The sequence below is a fragment of the Cupriavidus sp. GW822-FHT02D05 genome (assembly GCF_058802485.1).
The window spans coordinates 1-532 of the sequence record NZ_JBXAOE010000093.1; the positions used below are offsets into that span (position 1 = coordinate 1).

Genomic DNA, 532 nt, shown 5'->3' on the forward strand with positions numbered 1-532 from the left:
GGCGCAGGCTGTAGTACAACAGGCCAAGCAGCAGCGTGGAAGCAATGGCGCCGGCCAAGGCAACGCGGCGATAGACCTCGTAGGGCGCCAGCACCATGCCGACCGACTCGCCCACCACGAAATTGAGCCCGAACTCCGGCGCACGGTAATAGCCGAAGACCCGCTCCACGCCTTCTGAGCCCGACACCGCCCGATAACTACCAGACTGGGGCGCCTCGCTGGCGAGGTACGGCCTGCTGCTGACCGCCCTGGCCAGCGCGCCCTCCAGGGCCGGCACGCGCGCAAGGACCTGGCCGGAAGTCTTGATGACCGACGCCACTTCGCCATCGCGGTTAGTGAACGTCTGCGCAAAGCTGGCGAACTGCTCCGGACTGACCGAGACCACGACGACCCCGTCGAAGCTGCCCGCGCGCAGGATGGGGCGCGTGAACTGGATCGACCATTTGCGCGAGACCTTGCCCTTCACCGGGTCGCTGATGAACAGGATGTCGCGCCCGCCCGCGTTCTGATGGACCCGGAAATGCTCGCGCCC

1 pseudogene is annotated in these 532 nt (G+C 66.9%); it reads right to left on the reverse strand.

Annotated features, from left to right (window positions below):
• A pseudogene (locus AC1RQK_RS40510) lies at positions 1-532 on the reverse strand (GGDEF domain-containing protein); the annotation flags it as partial.